Annotated in this window: 5 protein-coding genes and 1 pseudogene; 3 read left to right on the top strand and 3 right to left on the bottom strand. The window is 67.2% G+C overall.

The window, feature by feature from the left end; genetic code table 11:
- Window positions 1-270, top strand: a 270-nt coding sequence (locus tag AX018_RS23655) for a transposase (RefSeq protein ID WP_146749433.1), incomplete at its 5' end; no start/stop codon positions are given.
- An 18-nt stretch (window positions 271-288) separates the two neighbouring features.
- Here the strand turns inward: AX018_RS23655 and AX018_RS23650 are convergent.
- Together AX018_RS23650 and AX018_RS23645 are read right to left on the bottom strand one after the other, a co-directional pair.
- The gene (locus tag AX018_RS23650) at window positions 289-864 is read right to left on the bottom strand and encodes a transglutaminase-like domain-containing protein (protein WP_111882626.1); all 576 of its coding nucleotides are present in this window, start codon (window positions 862-864) and stop codon (window positions 289-291) included.
- A 58-nt stretch (window positions 865-922) separates the two neighbouring features.
- A pseudogene (locus tag AX018_RS23645) lies at window positions 923-1,282 on the bottom strand (integrase core domain-containing protein); the annotation flags it as partial.
- 107 nt (window positions 1,283-1,389) lie between these two features.
- Here AX018_RS23645 and alaS point away from each other — a divergent pair.
- Both alaS and AX018_RS23635 read left to right on the top strand, forming a co-directional pair.
- On the top strand, window positions 1,390-4,020 hold the full coding sequence (alaS, locus tag AX018_RS23640; RefSeq protein WP_111882623.1) for an alanine--tRNA ligase: 2,631 nt from the start codon (window positions 1,390-1,392) through the stop codon (window positions 4,018-4,020).
- A 496-nt stretch (window positions 4,021-4,516) separates the two neighbouring features.
- Window positions 4,517-8,797 carry a bifunctional nitrate reductase/sulfite reductase flavoprotein subunit alpha gene (locus AX018_RS23635; RefSeq protein WP_211322518.1) on the top strand — a complete coding sequence of 1,427 codons (4,281 nt, stop codon included), beginning with the start codon at window positions 4,517-4,519 and terminating at the stop codon, window positions 8,795-8,797.
- Window positions 8,798-8,854: 57 nt separating this feature from the next.
- On the opposite strand, the gene AX018_RS23630 is transcribed toward AX018_RS23635, so the two are convergent.
- Window positions 8,855-9,364 carry a GAF domain-containing protein gene (locus tag AX018_RS23630; protein WP_111882629.1) on the bottom strand — a complete coding sequence of 170 codons (510 nt, stop codon included), beginning with the start codon at window positions 9,362-9,364 and terminating at the stop codon, window positions 8,855-8,857.
- Between the last annotated feature and the right edge of the window lie 463 nt (window positions 9,365-9,827).

Raw genomic sequence — 9,827 nt, 5'->3', positions numbered from 1 at the left:
TGGAAGAAGCCGAGTCCGGGATCGGAGCAGCGCAACGAAGCCATCCGGGCGTGCCAGCGTTTGGGCCGCAGCGTCTGGAAGAAGTGGAGCGGCTACCACCGGCGCAGCCTTGTCGAGACGAAGATGCACTGCTTCAAGCGACTGGGCGAACGGGTGACGGCGCGCACGTTCGAGCATCAGGTGGTGGAGTTGCATGTCCGCGTGGCCGTACTCAACCGCTTCAGCCAGATCGGTCGTCCTCAAACCGTTCTGGTGGCCGCCATGGCATAAATCCGTCTGGGGTTGGGGCTATGCCGTCTTCGAACTGATTTGTGCAACAAAGCCGCCCAGGATGACAAACAGTAAGGGCATGGAAACGCAGTTGCCCCTTTGCGTACTCAAGTAGACCGATAGTAGTTTGGCTCTCGGGTTGCGGTCATCTTCCAAGTGATAGACGAACGGCCGCCGCCCGCTGAGAAGTGATGGGCGATACAAGTAATCGCGCAAGGCCTTGAACTTGAGCAGATTGCTGGCGCCGGGCGGAAAGGACGCCATGACCTCAGCGGCCATTTCGTCGAGTTTCTTGAGCACGGCATCCTTGTGGGTCGCCGGGTCGATCATCTTGTCGACAGTCAGCTTGATGTTGGCCAAATCCATCTGAGACTCTGGCTGCTCAAGCATTGCGCGCACGATCTCGAAGTTCGAATCGTAGGCGTTGGCACGCTGCGCATGGGCCTCAGGCGACACGAGCACCAGAGTCATCCAGAACAAAAGCAGCCGCCTTTTTGGCAACGACACGATCAACGGCGAAAGTGAGGTCGGACTGGTGCCCATGTTCATGTTGACGCCCAGCGCGGTCCCGACGAGACACAGGATTTCGAACATCGCACGAGGCTACTGGAGGGCAAGGTGAATCTTCTTGCCTTGCTGCAAAATCTTCTCGTCACTTCAGGTCCAGCCCCCTGATGATCGTGTTCAGGTCGATGACCTGCCCGCCGTCGCGGAATGCGTAGTTGCCGCATTCCGAGCGATCATAGGGCCGCTTGTGAAATAGCTCCGGATGTTCCTGAGATCGTGAACACGTTCCGATGCCACTGCTTCGTGGACTGCATAGGCGTCCTGCTTCCCAGTGCTGACTGTGGTAACTGGTGGTCGTACAGGGCCACATAACGCAGCAGTGTCTGCTCCATGTCCTCGTGGTGGTTGAACCGGTGGGTCTTCGGATGTCCGCTATGTGGCCATTGAACCGCTCCACCATGCGTTGGTTCTCTGAGGCCTGGGTTCTGGTCAGCCGGTGCTTGACGCGCCCGGCGGGAGCAGGGGCCGGCTCGATAGAATCACGGGTTACGTCCTCACATTCCGGTGCCGTGCGCGCGCGCGGCCCCCTTACCGGCTCGCAGCCCCTCGCCCATGACGAAACCGACCCCGCCGGCCTCCGTTGCCGACATCCGCAAGAGTTTTCTGGATTTCTTCGCATCCAAGGGCCACACCGTGGTGCCGTCCAGCCCGCTCGTGCCGGGCAACGACCCCACGCTGATGTTCACCAACTCCGGCATGGTGCAGTTCAAGGACGTGTTCCTCGGCACCGACAAGCGCCCCTACGTGCGGGCCACCTCCGTGCAGGCCTGCCTGCGCGCCGGCGGCAAGCACAACGACCTGGAGAACGTGGGCTACACCGCCCGCCACCACACCTTCTTCGAGATGCTGGGCAACTGGTCCTTCGGCGACTACTTCAAGCGCGAATCGCTGAAGTGGGCCTGGGAGCTGCTCACCGAGGTCTACGGCCTGCCGAAAGAGCGCCTGCTGGCCACCGTGTATGCCGAGGACGACGAGGCCTACGACATCTGGACCCAGGAGATCGGCCTGCCGCCCGAGCGCGTGATCCGCATCGGCGACAACAAGGGCGGCCGCTACAAGTCCGACAACTTCTGGATGATGGCCGACACCGGCCCCTGCGGCCCGTGCTCCGAGATCTTCTACGACCACGGCCCGCACATCCCCGGCGGCCCCCCGGGCAGCCCGGAGGAAGACGGCGACCGCTTCATCGAGATCTGGAACAACGTGTTCATGCAGTTCGACATGGCCGAGGACGGCTCCGTCACGCCGCTGCCCGCGCCCTGCGTCGATACCGGCATGGGCCTGGAGCGCCTGGCCGCCATCCTGCAGCACGTGCACAGCAACTACGAGATCGACCTGTTCGCCGCGCTGATCCAGGCCGCCGGGCGCGAGACCGGCACCGCCGACCTCGCCACCCCCTCGCTCAAGGTCATCGCCGACCACATCCGCGCCACCGCGTTCCTCGTGAGCGACGGCGTGATCCCCAGCAACGAGGGCCGCGGCTACGTGCAGCGCCGCATCGTGCGCCGTGCCATCCGCCACGGCTACAAGCTCGGCCGCAAGACCCCGTTCTTCCACAAGCTGGTGCGGGACCTCGTGGCGCAGATGGGCGACGCCTACCCCCGGCTGCGCGAGCAGGAGCAGCGCATCACCGAGGTGCTCAAGGCCGAGGAGGAGCGCTTCTTCGAGACGCTCGCCAACGGCATGGACATCCTCGACATGGCCCTGGCCGGCGGCGCGCAGGTGCTGCCGGGCGACGTGGCCTTCAAGCTGCACGATACCTACGGCTTCCCGCTCGACCTCACCAACGACGTGTGCCGCGAGCGCGGCGTGTCGGTGGACGAAGAAGGCTTCAAGGCCGCCATGGAGCGCCAGAAGGCCCAGGCCCGCGCGGCCGGCAAGTTCAAGATGGACCGCGCGCTGGAATATGCCGGCGCCGACGGCCGCTTCGTCGGCTATGAAACGCTGGGCGCCGTGGCCCAGGTGGTCGCGCTGTACGCCGACGGCGTCGGCGTGGACCGCCTGGAGGAGGGCCAGGCCGGCGTGGTGGTGCTGGACACCACGCCGTTCTATGCCGAGTCGGGTGGCCAGGTCGGTGACCAGGGTCGCATCCTGGCCGACCATGCCGAGTTCGCGGTGGCCGACACCCAGAAGATCCGGGCCCAGGTCTTTGGCCACCACGGGGTGCTGGCCCGCGGCTCCTTGCGCGTGGGCCAGTCGGTCTCCGCCGAGGTGGACACGGCCCTGCGCGCGGCCACCGTGCGCAACCACTCGGCCACGCACATCATGCACAAAGCCCTGCGCGAGGTGCTGGGCAGCCACGTGCAGCAGAAGGGCTCGCTGGTGAATGCCGAGCGCACGCGCTTCGACTTCGCGCACAACGCGCCGCTCGCCGATGCGCAGATCCGCGAGATCGAGCGCCGCGTGAACGCGGAGATCCTCGCCAACACGCCCACCGATGCGCGCGTGATGGACATCGAATCTGCGCAGAAGACCGGCGCCATGATGCTGTTCGGCGAGAAGTACGGCGAGACCGTGCGCGTGCTCGACATCGGCACCAGCCGCGAACTCTGCGGCGGCACGCACGTGGCCCGCACGGGCGACATCGGCCTCTTCAAGGTGGTGGCCGAGGGCGGTGTGGCCGCCGGCGTGCGCCGCATCGAGGCCGTGACGGGCGAGGGCGCGCTGGCCTACCTGCAGCAGCTCGAAGACACCGTGACCCAGGCCGCGGGCGCGCTGCGCACCCCCGCATCCGAGCTCACGGGCCGCATCGGCCAGGCGCTGGACCAGGTGAAGGCGCTGGAGCGCGAAGTGGCCGCGCTCAAGGGCAAGCTGGCGTCCAGCCAGGGCGACGAACTGGTGGGCCAGGCGGTGGAGGTGAAGGGCCTCAAGGTGCTGGCCGCCACGCTGCCCGGCGCCGATGCCAAGACCTTGCGCGACACCATGGACAAGCTCAAGGACAAGCTCAAGACCGCCGCCATCGTTCTGGCCGCCGTCGATGGCGACAAGGTGCAGATCGCCGCGGGCGTGACCGCCGACAGCATCGGCCGGGTGAAGGCCGGCGAACTGGTCAACTTCGTGGCCGGCCAGGTGGGCGGCAAGGGCGGCGGCAAGCCCGACATGGCGATGGCCGGCGGCACCAACCCCGCCGCGCTGCCCGCCGCGCTGGCGGCCGTGGCCGGCTGGGTGGGCGAGCGCGCCTGACGGCGCCTGCCCCTGCCTTCGCGGGCAGGGGCAGGAATACGAAGGTCCTCGGTCCTCAGCCTGTGCGTGAACGCCGAGCGGCAACTGTCGCTGCCGGCGACGACGCTGCTGCAGGTGGTCAAGGGACGTCTTGACGGACTTTGATCACCGGCAGCGTCCCGGCGCGCCTGCACCAAACCGGCACGCGCGTGTGCCCGGTGGCCGCGTCCTGGTGCAGCGTACATCGCTTTCTCTGTGCGCCAGCGTTATATCCATCGATGAATAACGCTGGCACAAGTCTTGCGTCGTCCACGCCATGATCTAGGAAGATCCCTGGCTCGCGCCCAATGCGGGGCGTAGCCAGGCAGGACAATGGCGTCCGCACATCCCTTCATCGCTTCAGCGCGGTGGTCAGGAAGGTGCGGACGCTTTTTTTTGCTCATCATTCGACAGGCTGCGGTGATTGACCGGCGCAGGAACTGCTGCGCGGCTGGCGGCGGCCGTCCGGGAGGAAGGGATGAACACGGCGATCTCGACTTCGGTGAAGACCGTCTGTCCCTATTGCGGGGTGGGCTGCGGCATGGCCCTGGAAGTGCAGGGTGAGAAAGTCGTCAAGGTTGCCGGCATCAAGACCCACCCCGCCAATTTCGGGCGGCTGTGCACCAAGGGCTCCACCAGCGCGCAGGCCCTGCGCGGGTCGGGCCGCATGGAGTCGGCCTTCCTGCGCACCGACCGCCAGCGCGACCCGGTGCAGGTCAGGGTGGACGAGGCCATCACCCAGACCGCCCGGCGCCTGAGGGCCATCCTCGACGAACACGGTCCCGACGCGATCTCCTTCTATCTCTCCGGCCAGATGTCGCTGGAGGCGCAGTACCTGGCCAACAAGCTGTGCAAGGGCTACATCGGCACCAATCAGATCGAATCCAACTCGCGGCTGTGCATGGCCAGCGCGGGCAGCGGCTACAAGCTCTCACTGGGCTCGGACGGCCCGCCGGGCTCGTACCAGGACTTCGACCAGGCCGACGTGTTCTTCGTGATCGGGGCCAACATGGCCGACTGCCACCCGATCCTGTTCCTGCGGCTGATGGACCGGGTCAAGGCCGGCGCCAGGCTGATCGTGGTCGACCCGCGCCGCAACACCACTGCGGACAAGGCGCACCTGTTCCTGCAGATCAGGCCGGGCACGGACCTCGCGTTGCTCAATGGCCTGTTGCACCTCCTGCACGCGGGCGGGTACACCGACGCCGACTTCATCGCGCAGTTCACCGAGGGCTGGGAGGCCATGCCCGGCTTCCTGGCCGACTACACGCCCGAAAAGGTCAGTGCCATCACCGGCATCCCGGAAGCCGACATCCGGCAGGCCGCCACGATGATCGGCCAGGCCAAGGCCTGGATGAGCTGCTGGACCATGGGTCTGAACCAGAGCACCCACGGTACCTGGAACACCAATGCCATCTGCAATCTGCACCTGGCCACCGGCACGATCTGCAGGCCCGGCAGCGGGCCGTTCTCGTTGACGGGCCAGCCCAACGCCATGGGCGGGCGCGAGATGGGCTACATGGGCCCCGGGCTGCCCGGCCAGCGCACCGTGCTGGTGGAGGAGGAGCGCCACTTCGTCGAAGACGCCTGGAGCGTGCCGCGCGGTACTTTGCACACGCGGCTGGTCGGCGGCACGGTGGCGATGTTCGAGCGCATGAGGGCCGGCGACATCAAAGCCTGCTGGATCATCTGCACCAACCCGGTGGCCACGGTGGCCAACCGCGGGAACGTGATCGCCGGCCTGCAGCAAGCCGAACTGGTCGTCACCCAGGATGCCTTCCTCGACACCGAGACCAACCGCTACGCCGACATCCTGCTGCCGGGTGCGCTGTGGGCCGAGGCCGAGGGCGTGATGGTCAATTCCGAGCGCAACCTCACGCTGATGCAGAAGGCCATCGACCCGCCCGGCCAGGCCTTGCCCGACTGGCAGATCATCGCCCGCGTGGCCTGCGAGATGGGCTATGCGCACGCCTTCGGCTATGGCTGCGCCGATGAGGTCTTCGAGGAGATCAAGCGCTTCTGGAACCCCAAGACCGGCTACGACATCCGGGGCGCCAGCTATTCCCGCCTGCGCGAGGCTCCGCTGCAGTGGCCATGCCCGCCCGGCGAAGGCGAAGACCGCCATCCGATCCGCTACCTCAACGAGGGCGTGAGCCAGAAGCTCAAGGTCCGGGACGATGGGACGCCGCTGCGCATCGCCTTCGCGACGCCCAGCGGCAAGGGCGTGTTCTTCGCGCGGCCGCACGGTGATCCGGCCGAGCTGCCCGACGCCGACTTCCCCTTCGTGCTCAACACCGGCCGCCTGCAGCACCAGTGGCACACGATGACCAAGACCGGCAAGGTCCCGACGCTGGTCAAGCTCAACCCGGGCCCCTTCGTGGAGATCCACCCCGAGGACGCGGCCACGCTGGGCATTCGGGACAACGACCGCGTGGAGATCCGCTCGCGCCGCGGCCGCGCCGTGCTGCCGGCCGTGGTCACCGACCGCGTGCGCGCGGGCAACTGCTTCGCACCGTTCCACTGGAACGACGTGTACGGCGAGGACCTCGCCATCAACGCCGTCACCAGCGACGCCATCGACCCGCTCTCGCAGCAACCCGAATTCAAGTTCAGCGCCGTGGCGCTGTGCCGCCTCGCGCCGGACGCCTCGCGCACGCTCGACGCCGAGACAGCCGCGCGGGCGGGAGAGGCCACGCCGCAGGACACCGTGGCGGCCATGGCCGCCATGCTGGGCGAGGCCACGAGCCCATCAGACAACCATGCAAGGGAACACCACATCATGCAGATCCAGACGCTGGCCCGCCTGCTGGGTATCGATGCAGTCCCGGTTCCCGCACTGGAGCCGCACGAGCAGCTGTATCTTCAAGGCTTTCTCACCGGCCTGCAAAGCGAGGACGCCCGCAAGCTGGGGGGCGTACCGTCCTTGCCCCTGACGGCCCCGCTGGCGCCTGCCAAGAGGGCCTTGGTGGACGGCATCCTCGCGGGGCTGTTCTCGCGCACCTGGCTGCCGTCCGGCGCGACGCCGGTTCCCGGGCTGACCAAAGGCCCGCAGCCCGCTGCCCAACTGCCCACGGCCGCAGCCCCGGCCGGGCCCGGCATGGTGACCGTGCTGTGGGCCTCCCAGACCGGCAACGCGGAGGGCTTCGCGGCCCGATGCGCCGAACGCCTCCAGCAGGAAGGCTGCCGGGTCATGCTGGCCGGCATGGATGCCTGCAGGCTCGAAGACATTCCTTCGGACGGGACCTTGCTGCTCATTGCCAGCACCTTCGGCGACGGCGATCCGCCAGACAACGGCGCGGCGTTCTGGCAAGCGCTGCAAGGCGACGCGGCGATCCGGCTCAAGGACGCCAGCTTCTCGGTGCTGGCCTTCGGCGACTCCAGCTACGGCCAGTTCTGCGGCTTCGGGCGCCGGCTCGATGCGCGCCTGGAGGCCTTGGGTGCACGCCGCATCGCGCCGCGGGTCGACTGCGAGCCCGATGGCCAGGAGGCGGCCAAGGGCTGGCTCAGCGGGATATGCCACGCGCTGGGCACGACGGCCACCGCCACCAGATCGGCGCCGGAACCACAGCCTGAGCTGGCCGCCGTGGGTGATAGCGAGGCCATCCCCCTCGATGCCGCGCCCCAGGCCGGGCCGCCATCGGTATTCAGCAGGCAGGCGCCCCTGCGCACCCGGTTGCTGGTGAACCGGGTGCTCAATGCCCCGGGGGCGGGCAAGGAAACCCGCCAGTTCGTCTTCGACATCAGGGACTCGGGCCTGAGTTACGACGCCGGCGATGCGCTGGGCGTGTGGCCCACCAACTGCCCCGAATTGGTGGCCGAGATGCTGACGGCCTTGAGGCTGCCGGCCTCTTCGCCGGTCTCGCTCCAGGACGTAGGCGACATGCCGATCGCGGAAGCGCTGCTGCGCCACCAGGACATCGCGAAGATCACGACCGGCATGCTGGGCTTCATCCGCGAACGGTCCGCCAGCCCGGTGCTGGCCGATCTGCTCAGGCCCGAGCGTGCGCAAGACCTCCCGCAGTGGCTGTGGGGCCGCCAGATCGTGGATCTGCTGGAAGAGTTCCCGATCCAGGTCACGGCCCAGGAATGGATTGCGGCGCTCAAGCGGCTGCAGCCGCGTCTGTACTCGATTGCCTCAAGTCCCAAGGCGCAGATCGGCGAAGTCCACCTCACGGTCGCGGCGGTGCGTTACGACCACCACGGCAAGCCGCGGCGCGGCGTGTGCTCGACCTTCCTGGCCGACCGGGCGGATGCCGTCGAGGTGCCGGTCTTCGTGCAGAGGTCGGCGCATTTCCGGCCTCCCGCCGGCAAGGACACGCCGATGATCATGGTGGGGCCCGGCACGGGCGTCGCGCCGTTCCGTGGCTTCCTGCACGAGCGCCGCGCTCGTGGGGACACCGGGCGCAATTGGCTGTTCTTCGGCGAACAGCACTCGGGCACCGACTTCTACTACCGCGACGAATTGGAGGCCATGCACCAGGACGGTCTGCTGACCCGGCTCAGCTTGGCCTTCTCCCGCGACCAGGACAAGAAGCTGTATGTCCAGGACCGCATGCGTGAGCAAGGCGCGCAGCTCTGGGCCTGGCTGCAGGAGGGCGCGCACTTCTGCGTTTGCGGCGACGCCAGCCGCATGGCCAAGGACGTGGACGCCACGCTCAGGCAGGTGGTGCAGAGGCATGGCGGCCTGAGCGCCGAGGCCGCCGCCGACTACGTGGGCCGGATGTCGAGCGACAAGCGCTATGTCCGCGATGTCTACTGATGGAGAGGTGCTGCTCTTCTTTGGTTTCGAGTCAGGCGGGGGGGCGGCCTGTCGGGATCATCGGCCGGGAGCCGGTGCCAACAGGCTCCAGTCCGTGCCCTGGGCCAGCGCCGTGAGCATCGCGCCCAGGCCATCCGCATCGTCGGCGTCGAACCGGCCATGCAGGGGGCTGTCGAGGTCGAACACGCCGAGCAGGTGTCCGTCGACCACCAGCGGAAGCACCAGCTCGGCATTGGAGGCGCTATCGCAGGCGATGTGGCCGGGAAAGGCATGCACGTCGGGCACGATCTGTACCTGGCGGGTGGCCGCACACGTGCCGCAGACGCCCCGGCCGAGTGGAATCCGGGTACATGCGACCTTGCCCTGAAACGGCCCGAGCACCAACGTCGCATCGCGCAGCAGGTAGAAACCGGCCCAGTTCAGGCCGGGTACGCATTGGAAGACGAGCGCGGACAACTGCGCCAGATTCGCCAGCGGGTCACGCTCATCGGCGATCAGGGCCTGCCACTGGCGGTTGAGCAGGTCGTAGCCTTGGCGTTTGGGGTCGGAGCTGGACATGTCCAGCATGTCGGGGGTGTCAGTGTTCATGTCTGCCGGGCACGCAATTTCTTGCTGCACTACCAAAGGGATGCGGGTCCGAGGGCGTGGACCACCAAGGCTTCATGTTGTACCGCATCCGTGCGGGCACTCTGCCTTCCATCTCAGTTATCCATTGCGCTGCGCGCCACCCGCAGGACATGAAACAGGCGCCTAATGGCGGGCGCAGCGTCCGGCACCGAGGTCGGTTCGTACTTGGTGCTTCGAGCCCGTATCTCAGTTGGACCCGCGGCCTCACGAGCACCCCAGACTGTTGCCCTGAGCCTTCGGTTCTTGAGCACGCATTTCAGACTTCGATGACGTGGGCCGCACGCCGATGGCGCCGCGAACAGGAGGTTGTCATGGAAGTGATCTACCCGCGCTGCGCGGGATTGGATGTGCACAAGCAAACGGTGGTGGCTTGCGCACGCATTGCCGGTGATGGACCGGCGAG

It is taken from the genome of Paracidovorax anthurii (assembly GCF_003269065.1).
Taxonomy (GTDB): domain Bacteria; phylum Pseudomonadota; class Gammaproteobacteria; order Burkholderiales; family Burkholderiaceae_C; genus Paracidovorax; species Paracidovorax anthurii.
This window is presented reverse-complemented; position numbering and strand designations above follow the sequence as displayed.